We start from the raw sequence: 17,730 nt of genomic DNA, 5'->3' as shown, positions 1-17,730 counted from the left end.
GCGGTCAGCGCCGCCGCCGTGGCGCCAGGGCAGCCAGCGCCGCCAGACCCGCCACCAGCAGCGGCAAGGTGCCAGGTAGCGGTATCGGCGTGTCCGTCGGCACATAGGCCAGTTCGGAACTGTTCAGCATGTTCAATACCAGGGTATAGCTGCCTGCCACCAGATTGTCCGTGACGGCGCCATACTGCCCGCCGCACGTCGTGCCGATGCCGGTGCCCGTGGGCGCGCCGCAGCCGCCGGGATCGTAGGTGAACACGCTGCCGCTGGTCAGCGGCGTTTGCGCGTACCCTGTATTGAGGCTGGCGGCGTCGGCCAGTTCGGTGCCGCCCAGGATGCCGGAGCCCAGGTTGCCGTCGGGGGCCCAGTTGAAGACGATCTGGCCATGTTCATCGATGATGGTAAACGTCATCGCCATATTCGTCGTGGCCGCCGAGCCCGTGCCGGCCAGGGCATCGAGGTACAACTGCATGAAAGGCAGGGCCTGGAAGTCGAAGGCCAGGGTCGCGCCCGGTTGGCCGACGACGAAATTGACGGTCATCGCGGTACTGGAACCGTTGCGTCCCGAGGCGTCGGCGCTGCCGCCGCCCGTGAGGAAGGTTTCCGCCGCATTCACCGTGTGCGTACTGGTCGAGCCTGGCGGAAAGGGGGGGATTTGCGAGGTGACGATCTGCGCCTCGCCGCGCGCAAACGAGGCCGTGCCCATGCCTTGTTGCGTAAAATCATTTTCCCCCTTGGTGACGGCGCCGCGTGTCGCTTGCTGCGCATCGATCTCGTTGCTGCCGCCGTGGATGACGCTGCTGCCATTGAGCGTGGCGGTGGTGCGCGACAGGTCGATATTGCTGACCAAGGTGGTGGAGCCGGTGGGGTTGCTGATGACGAGGCCAAAGACGCTGGTGTACGAATAGCCATAGGCGGCGGCGCCGGCAGTGCCGCTGCTGCCCAGCAACAGCAAGGCCAGCAAGGCCGTTGACAAGCGGGTACAAGAAAATGTAGTCATGAAAATCCTCATCTGCCGGTCGGCCGCGTTGTAAGGAAAACCGACAGGCTTGCCACATAAAAAAAGGCGAGGAGACTCCCTCGCCTGTAAATCCCCCTGTTGCCTGGTTCAGGCGGCAACCTTGCGGCGGCGGGCATAGCCCAGGCCAGCCAGGCCCAGACCCAGCAGTGCCAGAGTGCCAGGTTCCGGCACCGCCTGTTTCACCAGGTCCACGCTTTCCACCGCATTCAAGGTCAAGGTGTAGTTGCCGGCCGTTAAAGCATTGCTGACGGAGCTGAAGTTGCTGCCGCAGCCCGTACCCACGCCCGTGCCCGTGGGCGTGCCGCAGCCGGAAGGGTCGTAGGTGAACAGGTTGCCGCGCGTCAGGAAATTGGTCGCCAGACTGGTGTTCAGGTTGGCGCCGTCGGCGTTTTCCGTGCCACCGAAGATGCCCGAGCCGATCACGCCATCGGGCGTCCAGTTGAACACCGTCAGGCCCGCCGCATCCGTGATGGTGAAGGTGACGACCAGGTTGGCCGTGGCCGTGGACAACTGGCCGACCGTGCTTTGCAGGAAGACCTGCATGAAGGGCGACGCCAGGAAGTCAAAGCTCAGCGTCGCCGTGGGCGAACCGACGACGAAATCGACGGAAAAACCTGTGGTCGAGCCATTGCGCCCGGAGGCATCGGCCGTACCGGCAGGGCCGCCCAGATGGGCTTCGGCCACGTTCACCACCTGGGTGGAGGTGGAGCCGGGCGGGAACGAAGGGAACTGCGTGCTGACGATCTGCGCATCGCCGCGCGAATAGGTGCCAGTGGGGCCTTGCTGGGTGAAGTCGTTTTCGCCCTTGGTGACGGCCCCGACGTTGGCGCGCGGCGCGTCGAGCGAACCGGCGCCGCCGTTGATGACGCTCACGCCGTTCAGGGTGGCCGTGCTGCGCGAAATCGTGGTGCTGTTGGCCACCGTGATCTGGCCCGTCGGCACGGCGATGACCAGGCCGAAGATGTTGTTGTAGGAATAGCCGTAGGCGCCCGCTTGTGCGCTACCGGCCGCGCACAGCATGGCCAGTGTCGCTGCTGCCGGGAGCAGTTTCAGTTTAGAAAGTTTCATGTCATTCACCTCGTGGTTGAGTGAGTCTGGAAGTCTTGCCTGAGTCCTGTCGGCAGGTGCTCATGGCCAGACTTAAGCGACTTCCATGCCAACGCATGAGGTTCTTTTGAAATCAATGACTTGGCGTGCTTTTGTTGACACAGTGCAGGTGTTGCCGGACGCGTTGTAAGAAAAACCGACGGCGCCCGTCAAGGCTGGCTATCACGGGGCGACGAGCCCAGCAGGGCGTGCAGATGGGGCAGCAAGCGTTGCCCTGGCACATAGTCGCGCATGGCCGTGGCCAGTTGACGCGCGGCCAACCTGGCGCGGCCATCGTCGAGCATGCGCGTGGCGGCATGGCGCAAGGCGGTTTCCTGGAAACGGTCGGCGCGCAGCAGCAGGCCGGCGCCGGCGCCCGCGATGCCGTGCATGTTGAGGAATTGGTCGAGGTTGCCGGCGATGCCGATGACGGGTACGCCTGCCGTCAGCGCCTGCTGGCTGGTGGGGCTGCCGCCGTTGCAGATCACCAGGCTGGCGCGGCGGGCGGCCGCGTCGCCCGGCAGAAAGGGCGCGACATAGGCATTCGGCGGCACGGCATCGACGCGGATGGTGCCGGCCGTGGCCGCCAGCACGGTGACGGGCAGGGGCGCCAGCGCGCGCAGCACGCGCGGCAGCAATTGCCCCTGGCCCGAGCTGCCCAGCGTGACATAGACGATCGGCCGTCCGCTGCTCAGTTCCGGTCGCTGCCACCAGTCCGGCAAGTCGAGCGGCGGCGCCCAGATGATGGGGCCCAGGTAGTCGTGCGTGGGTGGCATGCCATGCGGCGGGAACAGCTGGGGAATATCGGCGTACAAGGTGCGGTCGGCATCCGTATAGATGCGCCGCAGGTCGCTGCCCAGCGATGGCAGGCCATGGCGTCGGCGCACGCGGTTCAGGGGGACGGCATGCGAGGCGAAGGCCAGCGGGCGGATCAGGCGGAACAGGGGATCGGCCAGCCAGATGGGCAGCACGCCCGTCAGGGGCAGGCTGGGCACCGTGTAATGCTGGCGCACCCAGGGACTCCAGTAGGCGTTGCTGACGGTAATGTAGGGAATGTGCTGCAGGCGCGCGCTGACGGAGAGCGACAGGCGAAAGTCGCCGATCACGAGATCGGGCTGGGCTGCATTAAGCAGGCGCAAGTCATCTTCCACGTACGCATGCAAGGTGCTTTCCGTATAGACGGGCTTGCCGTGGGCCAGCGCCTGCAGAAATTGCAGTGATGAAATGCTGTCGATGCGCCAGCGGCGGAAGTGGGCTTGCCTGAAACAAAAGTCATACCCATCGGCGCAGGCAAAGTGCACTTCGTACGCTTCCTCGTCCAGGCCCTGGGCCAGGCTCAGTGGGCGGCCAACATGGGCCAGGGTCACTGCCTCGGCCATAAAGAGGATTTTCTTGCGCGCCATAGGGTCGCTTGCACTCGTGCTGTAGGGGATGCCTGCCAAGTTGGAGTGGCGCCACGCCGTTTAGTTCCCCTGCAGCGTGCCACTGGCGGGCGCCAGGATTTGGCCGCATCGGCTAGAGTGGGGCAAAGGAGGCCACCATGCAGCCACAATTCCGTTTTTCCCCGCTGCGTGCACACAGCACGCCCGAACCCGATATGCCGCCACCGCCGGAAGGCGATCCCCTCACGCCGCCGCCGGAACAGCCGCCGCACATCGACCCCGTGCCGGTCGAGGAGCCAACGCCGCCGCCGCCGCCCGTGAAAATGCATTGAGCGGTTTTCGTGCAATGGCGCCGCGCCAAGGCCTGCGGTGGGCAGGCGTGCGCCGTGTTTATTTCCAGTCAGAAATGGAAGGCGCGGGCCTCGCCGGAGGTACGCCATTTAAACAACAAAAATGCCCACAAATGTTGCCGAGTGGATACAAATCAAGCCCCAACTGTCGAGTGTCATGCGGCCGTCACGATTCTGTTCTTATAATGAGACATCATAAAAATTCTTGTACAGGAGACCATCGTGGGCAATTCCTTGCATAACAAAATCTACCTGGGCCGGCGGCCTGTGATCACCAGCAAACACCTCGTGGCGCTGGCCCTGGCGGGTGCCGTTGCTGGTTGCGGCCTCGCATGGCTGCTGCTGCGCAGCTACAAATAACGCTCATCACACGCGTGTTTCCGCCGCCTGGCCGCCTGGCCGGCGGCGGTGGATGCACGTTGCCTGTTGCCGATGCGCAGCGGGGCGCGTACCATGGGGGCCGAACACCTGGCCTTTTATGGAAAAGTAATGAAGAACGAGAAATTAACAACCGATGAATATGACGCGCTGGAGCAAGTTGCACGCGGCATCAAGACCGAGCGCCCGAGCGCCTGCGTTGCCCGCAATGCCAAGCGCCTGTCCGGCCTGAAGCTGCTCAGCTATGCACGCGATGGCCGTCTGTCCATCACCGATAAGGCGCAGCAACTGCTGTTCCTGCGCCGCTGCATCATGGGGCTGCGCGCCGTCGCCGCCGATCCGCTGACCAAACTGGAGTCGGACGTGGCTTACTTCCTGGGCAAGAAAGCCCACATCGTGGCGCGCGCCGAAGGCGAGGGCCACGACATTTCCGACAAGGGCCGCGAATCGCTGGCCGACATCGACAACCTGGGACTGTAACAGCCTGTCCCGGCAACCGGCCCCTGGGGCCGGTTTTCACATCCCCCTCACTTTTATTTCCCCTTTGGAGAACACTTTGGACAGCGCGATGAACTGGTCGGCCCACGAACTGACGATGACGGTCCTGATGACGCCCGATATGGCCAACTTTTCCGGTAACGTGCATGGCGGCACCATCCTGAAATACCTCGACAGCGTCGCCTACGCCTGCGCCAGCCGCTATTCGGGCAGCTATGTGGTGACCCTGTCGGTGGACCAGGTGATGTTCCTGCAGCCTATCCACGTGGGTGAGCTGGTGACGTTCCTCGCCTCGATCAATTACACGGGCACGACGTCGATGGAAGTGGGTATCCGCGTGGTGACGGAAAACATCCAGCAGCGCCTGGTGCGCCACGCCAACAGCTGCTATTTCACGATGGTGGCCGTGGACGCCAACCGCAAGCCGGTGGCCGTGCCGCCACTGGTGCTCGAGACGCCGGAGCAGCATGCGCGCTTCGAGCAAGCCAAGCTGCGCAAGCTGTCGCGCCAGAAGGTGTCGAAGAAGTAGTTGTGTAGCGTCATGAATGGCCTCAGCCGGTTATTGGCCATGTGCGTAGCACATTTGCATTGCTGCGCAACGTATGGGGCCTGGTAAATGCGTCCAGTCGCCCGGGTTGGGGAATGTGAAGGCGCATATTTGTTGAATGGCTTGCGGCGGCAAAAAACCCTGATCTCTGCCCAGTTGTATTGCCCAACAATCGGCGGCCCTTTCGTTGCTGCCCACATATTGATGCGCACATTCATGCGTATAGATATACCATTGTATAAAAGGCGGAAGAGACCATAGAATTCATCGCCATCAGCATTTGCGGATTGTTCGACTGGTATTGAATCTGGATCATGTTCTGACGCAGATTTGACACGGCATTCACGGATTTGTTGAATTCTTCCATATCCCTGAAAAGTTCATTGCGTGGCTGGCTCCAGAAAATGTCAAAAAGAGAAATTCCACTTAAAAGTATGCCAATGAGTAAAGCCAGGAAGCTTGTTCTTTTTTGAATTATTTCAAATCTTCCGTGCTCAGGATTCTCAAGGCGATTTATTCGAAGATCCATTGAATGTACTCTCGACTCGATCGAGGATTTCTCCTCCGGGGAGGGAGAGTTGCTTTCCGGTATGGGATTGGAATTCATGGAGGAAATTTCCAGTCGTGGCTACATCAATGAATTAATTGTTATCTGCATTCTCTGATGTGACTATATTCTGAAAACTCCAGTGAAGTTTGATCTTGAGTAACGTATGTGATTATGCGATGCCTTTATGTTTTTTATCTGAAAGTATTTTCATTTTTTATGATAGGAAATCTCTCCCGAGAGGCGCAGTCAGCCGGCATGCCGCTGTCAAATCGGCGGGCAAAAAAAAGCCACCAGATTACGCTGGTGGCTTTTTTTCCTACTGCGACTTGCAGCGGCTAACCGTGATTAACGGTCGCCGTAGCTGCGGCGTGCGCCGTCGGTGCTGCGCGGGTTGGAACCCTTGTAGCCGCCGCCGGTGCTCGGCGCGCCGTCCTTGCGCGGTGCGCCCGGCTTGCTGAACGTGCGTTGGCCTGGCTTCGCGCCGCCACGGTTGTCGCCTGGTTTCCAGCCGCCTGGACGGGCGCTCGAACGTGGTGCCGATGCCGTTTTCTTCGGCTCGAAACCTTCGATGACATTGACCGGGATCAATTGCTTGGTGAAGCGTTCGATGCGCTTGACGTTCATGCCTTCAGCGTGGTTCACCAGCGAGATGGCCAGGCCATTGCGGCCAGCGCGGCCGGTACGGCCGATGCGGTGGACGTAGTCTTCCGGGAACTTCGGCAGATCGTAGTTGAACACGTGGGTGATCGTCGGCACGTCGATGCCGCGGGCGGCAACGTCGGTGGCAACCAGCACTTTGACCTGGCCGCGGCGCATGCCGTCCAGGGTGCGGTTACGCGCGCCCTGATGCATGTCGCCGTGCAAGGCGGCGGCCGAGAAACCGGCGATGTTCAGACGGTCGGCGATGGTGTCGGCGTCACGCTTGGTGGCGGTGAACACAACAGCCTGGTCCAGCGATTCGTCGCGCAGCAGGTGGTCCAGCAGGCGATTCTTGTGCGACAGATCGTCGACGAAGTGCACGCGCTGGGTGATGTTTTCATGCTTGTTGCTCGAGCTTGCCACCTGGATGACCAGCGGGTTTTTCGTGATGCGGCGGGCCATGTTGCCGACGACGCCGTCCAAGGTTGCCGAGAACAGCATGGTTTGACGGCCTTCCGGCGTCGCTTCCACGATTTTTTCGATGTCGTCGATGAAACCCATGTCCAGCATGCGGTCGGCTTCGTCCAGCACCAGGATTTCCAGTTGCGAGAAGTCGATCTTGCCCGAATCCATGTGGTCGATCAGACGGCCAGGGGTGGCGACCAGGATCTCAGGATTCTTGGCCAGCAATTGCATCTGTTTCGGGTAAGGCATGCCGCCCAGAATCGACACAGCCTTGATGCGGCGGATGCCGGTGCTGTACTTGTCGGTGTTGGTGGTCACTTGCAGGGCCAGTTCGCGCGTTGGCGTCAGTACCAGCATTTTTGGCTGGGCAGCCTTGAAGCGTGGACGCTCGCCGCGGGCGCGCGATGCTTGCATTTCCTGGTTCGGCGTCTTGCCGGCGGCACTTTGTTCGGCGCTGGCCAGTTTGTGCAGCGACGGCAGCATGAAAGCTGCGGTCTTGCCCGAACCGGTCTGCGACGAGACCAGCAGGTCACGGCCTTCGATCGCGGCTGGAATCGCTTGCGACTGTACCGCGGTTGGCGCGGTGTAGCCCGATTCGGTCAGAGCGGCGATGATGGACGGATGCAGGCCTAAGGATTCAAATGTCATTCTTTTCTTTCGTAAAAATCAGCGTTCTTGCAAAAAGCAGAACGCAAAATAGCAACGCCAACCAAAACGAAATGACTCAACTAAAAAGAAATTTCGGCACAAAAGCTTTGCGCCGGGACGGTGTCAGGTGCGACACACAAGGCGGGAGGGCTTTATAAGCGGCATCCTGTGGATGCGCTAAGGCTTGCGAAGCTGCTAAGTTTGTAGTGCATGACTGCGGTGTTGCCATCGCTTCAAGGGAACATATTGCAGCGCACAACGACACTATACCGTATTTGCCGCCGTTTTGCACGGGCTAAATGGGAAGAAACGCAAGTCCTACCACGTTTTGAAGATGTTTCCTATCTGAAATCAGTAGGAATACGTAGATTTCGCCCGTTTAATTGAGCATGGCCACGATGTCGGCGGGCAGCGGCGGCGCCTGCCGTGCAGGCCGGGCTCCAGCTGATACATTCCCTTGGCATGCCGCCAGGTCGGCACACGTCACCGCATTACTCCACTTCGGGATTGACCGCCATCACTTGTGAAAAACCGCCATCGACGTAGGTGATCTCGCCCGTGATGCCCGACGCGAGGTCGGACAGCAGGAAGGCGGCCGTGTTGCCGACCTCTTCGATGGTGACGTTGCGGCGCAGCGGGGCGTGCTCGGCCACGAAGCCCAGCAGCTTGCTGAAATCCTTGATGCCGGAAGCGGCCAGGGTCTTGATGGGGCCGGCGGAGATGCCGTTGGCGCGGATGCCGCGCGGGCCCAGCGATTCGGCCAGGTAGCGCACGGACGCTTCCAGCGACGCCTTGGCCAGGCCCATGGTGTTGTAGTAGGGCACGGCGCGCACGGCGCCCAGGTAGGTCAGGGTCAGGACCGAGGCGCCCGGATGCAGCAGGGGCAGGGCGGCCTTGGCCATGGCGGGAAAACTGTAGGCGGAAATGTCGTGGGCGATGCGGAAGCTGTCGCGCGACAGGCCGTCGAGGAAGTCGCCCGCGATCGCTTCGCGCGGCGCGAAGCCGATGGCGTGCACGAGGCCGTCCAATTGATCCCAGTGGCGTGCCAGGTCGCGGAAGACGGCGGCGATCTGTTCATCGCTGGACACGTCGCAGTCGAACACCAGTTCGCTGCCGAATTCCGCCGCAAATTCCGTGATGCGCTCCTTGAAGCGTTCGCCCACATAGGTGAAGGCGAGGGTGGCGCCTTCGCGGTGGCAAGCCTTGGCGATGCCATAGGCGATGGAGCGGTTCGACAGCAAGCCCGTGATGAGGATTTTTTTGCCTTGCAAGAAAGCCATGACGACTCCTGTCTGGGGTGGTGGGTCGGGCGGATGTACAACCGGCCGCGACAGCAAAGCTGTGGCGGCCGGTGAAGTGCGTCAATACAACTCAGGCGATCAGTGACGCGCTTTTGCCCGACTGTTACCGCCGCCACGCTGGATGCGCGGCTTCACCAGCGAGATCGGTGCCGTTTGCGCCTTGCCGCCCTTGGCGACGCGGCGCAGCGCTTTGGCGGCCCGTTCAGGACGGTCCGCTTCCAGCAGCATGGTGGCGCTGTCGGCGATTTCCTGGGTGATGTCGCTGTTCATCGTGGCCGAGGTTTTCGGCACGAGGATGGTGGAACCGGCGCGCAGGCTGGTGCGCTGGGGAATATTGTTGGCCTGGCGCAGCACGTCGGCCGTGGTGCCGAATTTCGACGCCAGCGTTTCGATGCGTTCGCGCGCATTGGTGATCTTGTGCGTGGTCCAGCTCGACAAGGCATGGCCCCATTGCGCCAGATTGGTGGTGAACTTGGCGGCGTTTTCCTGCGGCAACAGAATCTTGGTCTTTTCGCCGCCGATGATGACGGGGCGGTTAAATTGCGGATTCAAGGCCTTGAATTCATCCATCGACAGTTCGGCCAGCTGGGCGGCGACGGTGATGTCGATGTCGCTGGTCTTGTCGATGGCCGTGAAATACGGCTGGTTGTCGACGACGGGCAGGGTCAGGCCGAACTGGGCCGGATTGGCGATGATGTTTTTGACCGCTTGCAGTTTCGGCACGTAGTTGCGCGTTTCGGCCGGCATCAGGTCGGCCAGGCTTTCGAAATCGGTCGGCTTGCCCAGTGCCTGATTTTTCTTGATGGCGCGCTGCACCGAACCTTCGCCCCAGTTGTAGGCAGCCAGGGCCAGTTGCCAGTCGCCAAACATGTCATACAGGCGCTGCAGGTATGTCAGGGCCGCATCGGTCGAGGCCAGCACGCCGCGGCGCTCGTCCTTGAACATGTTTTGCTTGAGGTTGAAATCGCGCCCGGTGGCGGGCACGAATTGCCACATGCCGGCCGCATTGGCGCTGGAGAACGCCTGCGGGTTGAAGGCGGATTCGATGAACGGCAGCAAGGCCAGTTCCGTCGGCATGCCGCGCTTTTCCAGTTCCTGCACCACGTGGAAGATGTAGCGCGAGGCACGCGCCGTGGTGCGGGCGATGTAGTCGGGGCGGGTGGCGTACCAGTTGACGTGATTCGCCACCAGCTGGTTGTTGATGTCGGGAATCGCATAGCCGCTGCGGATGCGGCCCCAGACGTCGGCTTCGCGCAGCGGATCGGAATTGTCGCTGAGGTTTTTCAGCAGACGGTCGGTCTTTTGCAGGCGGTTGTCGAGGGTGGGGAGTTTCGCCGTGACCTGGGCGGTCATCGGGATCAGGGCAGGTGCGGCGGCCGCGACTGGCGCGTTATCGCTCTCAACACCGGCTTCGTACGCCTGGCTGAGGGCGGGCGCAAGCGCCAGGGCCAACGCCGCCAGGACGGTAGATTTAAAGGAGTTTTCGTGCATAGTGTTCCATTGTTGTCGTCGGAGAAACATCGGACAGACCCATGATCAAGTTGCGAGTGTACGTATATCCACATGCCGGAGTCAAGAATTATGTCAGCATGATGACAGCACATAGGCGTCAATAGCGATGTTTCCAGTCGCTAATAATGCAATTATTGCAAATTTAATTTGCCAGATGTGCGATTCGGCCGCTGTTATAGCATACATGGCGACGAGGCTGGCGCAAGCTTGGCGCCCGTCCGGTATGAGACTGCGCAAAGAGTGCGTACAATTTGGTTTTGGCCGGCCATTCGGCTGCCGGCTGCCTTATTGATAGAGAGTCAAGTATATGAACACCCCGCCGCTCCACGACGACGACAACGCCGTCATCATCGCCAATACCGTTGCCTGGCTGGAAAAGGCCGTGATCGGCCTGAACCTGTGCCCGTTCGCCAAGGCCGTGCACGTCAAGAAGCAGATCCGCTATGTGGTATGCGAGTCGGAGAACCCGGAAGATTTGCTGGCGATGCTGATGGACGAGCTGCAAACCCTGGCCGACACGGACCCGGAACAGATCGACACGACCTTGCTGATCCACCCTTACACCCTGAACGATTTCCTCGACTACAACGAGTTCCTCGATGTGGCCGACGCGGCCGTGGAAGACATGCACCTGGCCGGCGAACTGCAAGTGGCCAGTTTCCACCCGCACTACCAGTTTGCCGAGACGTTCGAGGACGACATCAGCAACTACACCAACCGCTCGCCGTACCCGACCCTGCACCTGCTGCGCGAAGACAGCATCGAGCGCGCCGTCGAGGCCTTCCCGGAAGCATCGGAAATCTTCGACAAGAATATCGCCACCCTGGAAGCGCTGGGCGTCGAAGGCTGGGAAAAGCTCGGCTTGCCGAAGGTATCCTGATGGCTGACAAGGAATTGCCGCCGCGTCCAGACACGCCTTGCGTGGCCGTGTGCTCGACGACGTTCGATGAAATCTGCCGCGGCTGCGGCCGCACCGTGGTGGAAGTGGCCCACTGGGTGTCGATGACGGATGAAGAGAAGGAAGTGGTGTGGGTGCGTATCCTGGCGCAGGGGTATCCGCGCCGGAATACTTAGCTAACCCAAGGGCAACTGCTGGGGTCAGACCCCCTCACATGCCGGCGATGACTTTTGTGTGAGCGGCATTGAGGGTCTGACCCCGGTACTGTTGACGCTAGCGATCAATAACTACCGATAAAATCCTTCTTGCCCACTTCGATGCCATTGTGGCGCAGGATGTCGTACGCCGTCGTTGCGTGGAAGAAGAAGTGCGGCAGTGCGTAGTGGAACAGATAGGTCTGGCCCGTGAAGTGCTTGGTCTTTTCGCCGCTGCCGGTGGTGATGGCGCGCGTTTCGCTGCCGTCGATGTCCGCTTGGGGCAGGCTTTCCAGGAAGGCGATGGTTTTCACGATGCGCGCTTTCAGCTCTGCAAAGCTCTGTTCGCTGTCTTCATACGGCGGCACGGCCACGCCGGCCAGACGCGCGCCGCAGCCCTTGGCGAAGTCGGTGGCGATCTGGATCTGGCGCACGAACGGCAGCATGTCCGGGAACAATCGGAATTGCAGCAGGGCGTTCGGGTCGATTTTCTTGTCTTGCGCGTGCGTTTCCGCCTTGTCCAGGATGGCGGCCAGGCTGCCCAGGATCTGTTTGAAGACGGGGATCGAAGCGGAGTAGATGGAGAAGGTCATGGTGGTTCCTCTAGGTAAAGTGGCGCGATGATAGCAAGCCGCGCGCTTTTTTGCTGGCGCCGCCCGGGCGCGCCGGCCCACGTGTGGTTTTTCAAGCCTGTCTATATAGCATGACCTGGATGCTGACACGTGTTTATTGGTGACTTTTCCCGCTTTTTCCATGCATAATTGCTTTTGAAAAAGTTTCTTCCCGCCTTGTCACCTGAATTCCCCTGTAAAGTTCGATGATCGCCCGCCTGATCCCTGTTGCCCTGTTGCCGCATGTTTAATTCACCTTACCAGCGCCTGCGCGCCAGCCTGCGCGTGCTGTACGGCTCATCGATCTATGGCGCCCTGCTGCTGGTGGTGTTCGGCGGCCTGGTCGTGCCCGCCATTTTCGGCAGCTATGTGCTGGTCGGCGTGCATGAGCGCCAGTCGGCGCGGACCAGCCTGAACGAAGCCTTGCAGCGCAATGCCGACATCCTGGCGCTGGGCATGCAGGAGTCGCTGTGGAACATGAATGCGGAATCGGCCCATTCGCTGGTCGAATCGGTGATGCGCGACCGCGCCGTGCTGCTGGTGAAGGTGCTGGGGCAGGGCGACACGGAATTCATCCGTCTGCAGGCGCCGCAGCGGCCCGTGGGCAATCTGTACCGCGCCGAACGCGACATCCTCGTGCGCGGCGAACGCATCGGCCATATCGTCGTCGAGATGGACGACGCGCGCAGCCAGCAGGAGCTGCGCGAAAAGCAGATGTCCTATATTTTCGTGCTGGGCGCCCAGCTGGCCGTGTCGATGGCGCTGATCGTGCTGTTCCTGAACCGCCGCCTGCTCAAGCCCCTGCGCCGCCTGACGCGCTTTTCCGACCGCCTGTCGCACGGCGATTTCGACACGCCGCTGACGTCGCACAGCAATGATGAACTGGGTCGCCTGACGGCCCAGCTCGAGCAAATGCGCGCGGCCATCGGCCAGTTGTTCGAGGATGTGGGCCAGCGCGAAGAGCGTTTCCGCACCATCGTCACGCAGGTGCCGGGTGCCGTTTTCCGCTACCGGCCCGATGGGCCCATCGATTTCGTCAGCGACGCCATCGAAGAGATCGCCGGCTATTCGGCGCACCAGTTCATGCGCGGCACCACGCATGCCTGGGCCGACCTGATCTGTCCGGAAGACCGGCGCGAGCACCGCCGCGCCGTGCGCCAGGCCGTGGCCGACGAACGGCCGTATGCGCTCGAATACCGCATCATCGACGCTTTCGGCATCGAGCGCTGGGTGGCCGAGAATGGCCAGCCGCAGGCGGGCGAGCAGGGCGTCATCTGGATCGACGGCATCATTGCCGACATCAGCCAGCGCAAGCACCACGAGATGCGCATCGAGGCGCTGCTCACGGAGCAGAGCGCGATCCTCGACAACGTGATGTTCGGCGTGATGTTCGTGCGCCACCGCCGCATCATTTCCGTCAACCGCCGCTGCGAGGAACTGTTCGGCTACGGCCATGCCGAGATGACGGGCAGTTCCACCGCCATCGTGTTCATGACCTCATATGACTTCGAGGAGGCGGGCGAGCGCCAGTATCCGGCAATGGCCGCGGGCGGCGATTTCAGCGAGGAGCGCCAGTACAAGCGCCGCGACGGCAGCCTGTTCTGGGCGCTGGTCAGCGGTTGCGCGCTCGATCCCCTGCGCCCCAACGAGGGCAGCATCTGGGTGTATGCCGATATCACGGCGCGCAAGGAAGCCGAGGAAAAGCTGCGTTTATCGGCCACCGTGCTTGAACATATCGCCGACGGCGTGATGGTGGTCGATGCGGACGGCATCATCGTCACCGTCAATCCCGCCTTCACGCAGATCACCGGCTATACCGAAGCCGAGGCGGTGGGCCAGCATTCCTCGCTGACACGCTCGGCGCGCCACGACTCTGCGTTCTACCAGGCCATGTGGGACGAATTGAAGGCCAGCGGTTTCTGGCGTGGCGAGATCTGGCACCAGCGCAAGAACGGCGAGCTGTATCTGGAGTGGCTGACCATCAGCGCCGTGCGCGACGCGCGCGCCGGCACCACGCATTACGTGGGCGTGTTCAGCGATATCACGCTGGTCAAGGAGTCGCAGGAAAAGCTCGACCACATGGCCCACCACGATCCGCTGACGGCGCTGCCGAACCGCCTGCTGTTCCACGACCGCCTGCAGCACGCGCTGCTGCGCGCCGCGCGCGATCAGGAGCAGCTGGCCGTGCTGTTCATCGACCTGGACCGCTTCAAGAACGTCAACGACACCTTGGGCCACCACGTGGGCGACGAATTGCTGCAGAAGGTGGCCGGCCAGCTGGCGGCCCGCCTGCGCGAAGGCGACACCCTGGCGCGCCTGGGCGGCGACGAGTTCATCGTGCTGCTCGAGGGTATCGACGGTGAGTATGGCGCGACGCAGGTGGCGGAAAAGCTGATGACCATGTTCGACCAGCCGTTCACGGTGGCCGACCACGAACTGTTCGTCACCTGCAGCGTGGGCATCAGCCTGTATCCGGACGATGCGCTGGACTTGAACATGCTGATACGTAATGCCGACGTGGCCATGTACCAGGCCAAGGCGCGCGGGCGCAACGGCTACCGCTTCTATGCGCCGTCGATGACGGGCGAGGGCGTCGAGCGGCTGCGCCTGGAAACCTTTTTGCGCCGCTCGATCGAGAAAAACGAGATGTTCCTCAATTACCAGCCGCAGGTGGAAATCGACACGGGCCGCCTGGTCGGCGTCGAGGCGCTGGTGCGCTGGAACCACCCGGAACTGGGCCTGGTGCCGCCCGCGCGTTTCATTCCGCTGGCCGAAGACAGCGGTTTCATCAACCAGTTGGGAAAATGGGTGCTCGACGAAGCGTGCCGCCAGATGATGCGCTGGCAGGCGCAGGGCTTGCACGTGCCGAAGATGGCCGTCAACCTGTCCGTCAAGCAGTTCGAACGGGGCAGCATCGCCGGCATGGTGGCCGCCATCTTGCAGGAAACGGGTCTCGAGCCGCAGCGGCTGCAGCTGGAAGTGACGGAGTCCGTCATCATGAACACGGGCGACGCCCTCGGTTTCATCAACGACTTGCACGCCATCGGCGTGGGCCTGGCCATCGACGATTTCGGCACCGGCTATTCCTCGCTCGCGTATCTGAAGCAACTGCCCGTGCAGACCTTGAAGATCGACCGCTCCTTCATCAAGGATATCTCGACGGACGTCAATGACGAAGCGATTGCGATTGCCATCATCCAGCTGGGCAAGAGCATGCAATTGTCGGTGATCGCCGAAGGCGTGGAGACGGAAGAGCAGGCGGCCTTCCTGCTGCGCCATGGCTGCAAGCTGGCGCAAGGTTATTTTTATAGCCGTCCGGTGCTGGCACAGGATATGCTGGAGCGCTGGATCGATCACTCACTACTATAAAGGACAGCCCATGGCCGCACAATCCTCCCCGTCGCGCCGTCGTTTCCTGCTCGGCGGCCTTGGCCTCGGCGTGGCCGGCGTGGGCGCCCTGGTACTGGGATGGGGCGTGCTGCCGCCGCGCCAGCGCTTGCATGGCAGTTCGCCGCTGCCGCTCCAGGATGGCGCCGTGCCCTTGAACGGCTGGCTGGCCATAGGCACGGATGGCACGGTGACCCTGGCCATGCCGCGCAGCGAGATGGGGCAGGGCGTGCACACGGCCTTGCCCATGCTGGTGGCCGAGGAGCTCGACGTGCCGCTGGCCAGCGTCAAGCTGATCCAGGCGCCGAACGATAAAATCTTCGGCAACGTCGCCATGCTCAAGGATAGCCTGCCGTTCCATCCCGATGACCAGGGCCGCGTCAAAGCGCTGGCCCAGTGGACGGTGGCCAAGGCGGCACGCGAACTGGGCGTAATCGTCACGGGCGGCTCGTCGAGCGTGAAGGATGGCTGGGGTCCGATGCGCGAGGCGGGGGCGTCCGCGCGCGCCATGCTGCTGCAAGCCGCCGCCGCGCAGTGGCAGTTGCCGGCCGCGCAATGCCGCACGGAAAATGGCGCCGTGGTCCACCCCGATGGCCGGCGCGCCAGCTACGCCAGCCTGGCGCAGCGCGCCGCCGCCATCGATCCGGGCACGCCCGTGCTGAAACTGCCCAAGGATTTCAAACTGATCGGCCAGCCGGCGCCGCGCCGCGACACGCCGTCCAAAGTCAACGGCAGCGCGCGTTTCGGCATCGATGCGCGTCCGCCCGGCATGCTGTATGCGGCCCTGCATCTGCCGCCGCGCCTGGGCGATACCTTGTCCGCGTTCGATGCGGCGCCCATCCTGGCCATGCCCGGCGTAAAGAAAGTGCTGGACCTGACGCCGCAGCTGGCCCAGCGCAGCGTCTCGTGTGCCGCCGTGGTGGCCGACACCTGGTGGCGCGCCAGACAGGCGGCCGCCGCCTTGCCGACGCAGTGGAAGGCCGGCCCGCAGGCGAACTTGTCCAGCGCGGGCGTGTATGCGGAATTTGCCCGCCTGCTGGACACCGAGGCCGGTTACGCCTACCACGCCAGCGGCGAGGTGGAAAGTAAAGCCGTGCAAGGCTTGCGCAGCGTCAAGGCCGAATACCGCGCGCCGTTCCTTGCGCACGCCGCCATGGAACCCGTCAACTGCACCGCGCAGGTGAAAAATGGCAAGGTGATGCTGTGGGTGTCGACGCAGGCGCCCGGCATCGCCGTCGACGTGGCGGCGAAAGTGGCCGGCGTCGATGCGCAGGATGTCAGCATTGAAGTGCTGCTGCTCGGCGGCGGTTTCGGCCGCCGCCTGGAAGTGGACATGGTGGCGCAGGCCGTGGCCATCGCGCTGCAGTGCGATGGCGCGCCCGTGCAGCTGGTGTGGACGCGCGAACAGGACACCAAGCACGATATGTACCGTCCCGCCGCGCTGGCCCGCTTCGCGGCCCGGCTCGACGAGCATGGCCGCATCGCTTCCTGGGACAATAAATCCGTCAGCGGCTCCATCACGCACCAGTACCTGCAGCGCAATTTCGGCCTGCCCGGCGCGGGGCCGGACAAGACCACGGCGGAAGGCGAATTCGACATGCCGTATGAAATCGCCAACCAGCGCATCGCCCACGTGATCGCCGACAGTGCCGTGCCGGTCGGCTACTGGCGCTCCGTCGGGCATTCGCATAATGCATTCTTCAAGGAAAGCTTTATCGACGAACTCGCGCATGCGGCGGGGCAGGACGGCATCGCCTTCCGCCGCGCCATGCTGACGCAGCATCCGCGCCACCTGGCCGTGCTCGATGCAGCCGTCGCCAGGGCGGGCAGTGCTCCGCCCGGCCATGCGCATGGCGTGGCCCTGCACCAGTCGTTCGGCAGCATCGTCGCGCAAGTGGCGCAAGTGTCCGTGGAAAACGGCGAGATCCGCGTGCAGCGCGTCGTGTGCGCCATCGATTGCGGCATCGCCGTCAATCCGAACATCATCGCCCAGCAGATGGAGTCAGCCGTGCTGTTCGGCCTGTCGGCGGCGCTGGGCGGCGAGATCACGTTCCAGGAAGGGAAGGTCGAGCAAGGCAACTTCCACGACTATCCCGTGCTGCGCATGGGGCAAACGCCCGAGGTTGAAACCATCATCATCGCCAGCGCCGAGCATCCGGAAGGCGTGGGCGAACCGGGCACGCCGCCGATCGCGCCGGCCGTGGCCAACGCCGTGTTCAGTCTGACGGGCAAACGCCTGCGCAGCTTGCCGCTGCGCCTGGCTTGA

The 17,730-nt window shown here is 62.4% G+C and carries 16 protein-coding genes; 8 read left to right on the top strand and 8 right to left on the bottom strand.

The genetic code is table 11. From position 1 onward, the window contains the following. Window positions 1–4: 4 nt before the first annotated feature. The 3 genes from JAB8_RS04505 to JAB8_RS04495 form a co-directional block, all read right to left on the bottom strand. Window positions 5–997 (bottom strand): EDSAP-1 family PEP-CTERM protein, encoded by a 993-nt coding sequence (locus tag JAB8_RS04505; RefSeq protein ID WP_121670012.1) that lies wholly within the window; start codon window positions 995–997, stop codon window positions 5–7. 108 nt (window positions 998–1,105) lie between these two features. After that, complete coding sequence (locus JAB8_RS04500; RefSeq protein ID WP_083287582.1) at window positions 1,106–2,086, bottom strand: EDSAP-1 family PEP-CTERM protein; 981 nt, start codon at window positions 2,084–2,086, stop codon at window positions 1,106–1,108. 188 nt (window positions 2,087–2,274) lie between these two features. Next, window positions 2,275–3,507: a glycosyltransferase gene (locus JAB8_RS04495; protein ID WP_070288668.1), complete on the bottom strand. Its 1,233-nt coding sequence runs from the start codon at window positions 3,505–3,507 to the stop codon at window positions 2,275–2,277. A gap of 137 nt (window positions 3,508–3,644) precedes the next feature. Between JAB8_RS04495 and JAB8_RS29425 the strand changes: the two genes are divergently transcribed. The 4 genes from JAB8_RS29425 (at window position 3,645) to JAB8_RS04485 (ending at window position 5,241) form a co-directional block, all read left to right on the top strand. Further along, the gene (locus JAB8_RS29425; protein ID WP_175445159.1) at window positions 3,645–3,818 is read left to right on the top strand and encodes a hypothetical protein; all 174 of its coding nucleotides are present in this window, start codon (window positions 3,645–3,647) and stop codon (window positions 3,816–3,818) included. Window positions 3,819–4,058: 240 nt separating this feature from the next. After that, on the top strand, window positions 4,059–4,196 hold the full coding sequence (locus JAB8_RS29420; RefSeq protein WP_162995739.1) for a hypothetical protein: 138 nt from the start codon (window positions 4,059–4,061) through the stop codon (window positions 4,194–4,196). Window positions 4,197–4,325: 129 nt separating this feature from the next. After that, a complete protein-coding gene (locus JAB8_RS04490; protein WP_070288667.1) occupies window positions 4,326–4,694 on the top strand; it encodes a hypothetical protein in 369 nt (122 codons plus the stop codon). A gap of 88 nt (window positions 4,695–4,782) precedes the next feature. After that, the gene (locus tag JAB8_RS04485; RefSeq protein ID WP_034750191.1) at window positions 4,783–5,241 is read left to right on the top strand and encodes an acyl-CoA thioesterase; all 459 of its coding nucleotides are present in this window, start codon (window positions 4,783–4,785) and stop codon (window positions 5,239–5,241) included. A gap of 232 nt (window positions 5,242–5,473) precedes the next feature. Here the strand turns inward: JAB8_RS04485 and JAB8_RS28860 are convergent, their stop codons facing one another. The 4 genes from JAB8_RS28860 to JAB8_RS04470 form a co-directional block, all read right to left on the bottom strand. Next, complete coding sequence (locus JAB8_RS28860; RefSeq protein WP_139142944.1) at window positions 5,474–5,866, bottom strand: hypothetical protein; 393 nt, start codon at window positions 5,864–5,866, stop codon at window positions 5,474–5,476. A gap of 288 nt (window positions 5,867–6,154) precedes the next feature. After that, window positions 6,155–7,561 carry a DEAD/DEAH box helicase gene (locus JAB8_RS04480; protein WP_035820280.1) on the bottom strand — a complete coding sequence of 469 codons (1,407 nt, stop codon included), beginning with the start codon at window positions 7,559–7,561 and terminating at the stop codon, window positions 6,155–6,157. 491 nt (window positions 7,562–8,052) lie between these two features. After that, entirely contained in the window at window positions 8,053–8,841 is a 789-nt protein-coding gene (fabI, locus tag JAB8_RS04475) for an enoyl-ACP reductase FabI (protein WP_070223906.1), read from the bottom strand. A gap of 99 nt (window positions 8,842–8,940) precedes the next feature. Continuing rightward, the gene (locus JAB8_RS04470) at window positions 8,941–10,353 is read right to left on the bottom strand and encodes a transglycosylase SLT domain-containing protein (protein ID WP_070288666.1); all 1,413 of its coding nucleotides are present in this window, start codon (window positions 10,351–10,353) and stop codon (window positions 8,941–8,943) included. Between the two features lie 328 nt (window positions 10,354–10,681). Here JAB8_RS04470 and JAB8_RS04465 point away from each other — a divergent pair, with 328 nt between their 5' ends. Further along, window positions 10,682–11,254: a DUF1415 domain-containing protein gene (locus tag JAB8_RS04465; RefSeq protein WP_070288665.1), complete on the top strand. Its 573-nt coding sequence runs from the start codon at window positions 10,682–10,684 to the stop codon at window positions 11,252–11,254. Further along, on the top strand, window positions 11,254–11,448 hold the full coding sequence (locus JAB8_RS04460) for a DUF1289 domain-containing protein (RefSeq protein ID WP_034749680.1): 195 nt from the start codon (window positions 11,254–11,256) through the stop codon (window positions 11,446–11,448). The genes JAB8_RS04465 and JAB8_RS04460 overlap by 1 nt, the downstream gene beginning before the upstream one ends. Window positions 11,449–11,552: 104 nt before the next feature. Here the strand turns inward: JAB8_RS04460 and JAB8_RS04455 are convergent, their stop codons facing one another. Further along, on the bottom strand, window positions 11,553–12,059 hold the full coding sequence (locus JAB8_RS04455) for a DUF1993 domain-containing protein (RefSeq protein ID WP_034779265.1): 507 nt from the start codon (window positions 12,057–12,059) through the stop codon (window positions 11,553–11,555). A gap of 261 nt (window positions 12,060–12,320) precedes the next feature. Between JAB8_RS04455 and JAB8_RS04450 the strand changes: the two genes are divergently transcribed. Further along, window positions 12,321–15,446 carry an EAL domain-containing protein gene (locus tag JAB8_RS04450; RefSeq protein ID WP_070288664.1) on the top strand — a complete coding sequence of 1,042 codons (3,126 nt, stop codon included), beginning with the start codon at window positions 12,321–12,323 and terminating at the stop codon, window positions 15,444–15,446. A gap of 10 nt (window positions 15,447–15,456) precedes the next feature. After that, entirely contained in the window at window positions 15,457–17,730 is a 2,274-nt protein-coding gene (locus JAB8_RS04445; protein ID WP_070288663.1) for a molybdopterin cofactor-binding domain-containing protein, read from the top strand.

The sequence above is a fragment of the Janthinobacterium sp. HH106 genome, from assembly GCF_001758725.1.
Taxonomy (GTDB): domain Bacteria; phylum Pseudomonadota; class Gammaproteobacteria; order Burkholderiales; family Burkholderiaceae_D; genus Janthinobacterium.
The sequence above is the reverse complement of the archived record's forward strand: the minus strand, read 5'-3'. Positions and strand labels throughout refer to the sequence as shown.